This window comes from Aphanothece microscopica RSMan92, assembly GCF_046613545.2.
GTDB lineage: Bacteria > Cyanobacteriota > Cyanobacteriia > PCC-6307 > Cyanobiaceae > NIES-981.
In genome coordinates this window covers 1-465 of sequence record NZ_JBKKKY020000515.1, presented here as the reverse complement: position 1 = coordinate 465, position 465 = coordinate 1, and the positions used below count along the sequence as shown (strand labels likewise).

Sequence of the window (465 nt, the reverse complement as noted above, 5' to 3'; positions counted from 1 at the left end):
ACAAAAGCACTTCGTGATCGAGGCCTTCGGCACGCGCCATGACGCAACACGCGGCCCCCGCTGCCTCTATGATCCCAGAATGGAAAGGCTCAAGGCATGAGCGAGGATCTCGCGGACGTCACGAGAATTCTGTCCGGCATTCCGGGCCTCGCAGCGCAGGAACCCGTCGCCCGGCTGGGCGGCCTCACCAATCGCGTCTACCGCGCCGGCGATCTCTGCCTCAGGCTGCCAGGAGCTGGCACGGAGGAATATATCGACCGCCGCAACGAAGCCGTGGCCGCGCAGGAAGCCGCGCGCGCTGGGGTGAGCCCGGAGGTCCTGCATGCCGATCCTGTCACGGGTATCATGGTCACCCGCTTCATCGCGGGCGCCGTCACCATGTCGCCGGAGGCTTTCCGCAGCCGCTCTGGTGCTCCGGCGCGCGCGGGGCAGGTGCTGGCGAAACTGCATCGCTCGGGTGCCGTC

Annotated in this window: 1 protein-coding gene; it reads left to right on the top strand. The window is 67.5% G+C overall.

What is annotated here, in order from left to right; translation table 11 throughout:
- Positions 1–96: 96 nt before the first annotated feature.
- Positions 97–465: protein kinase family protein (locus tag ACLD7X_RS18820; RefSeq protein WP_411425204.1), on the top strand; the 369-nt coding region annotated here is incomplete at its 3' end.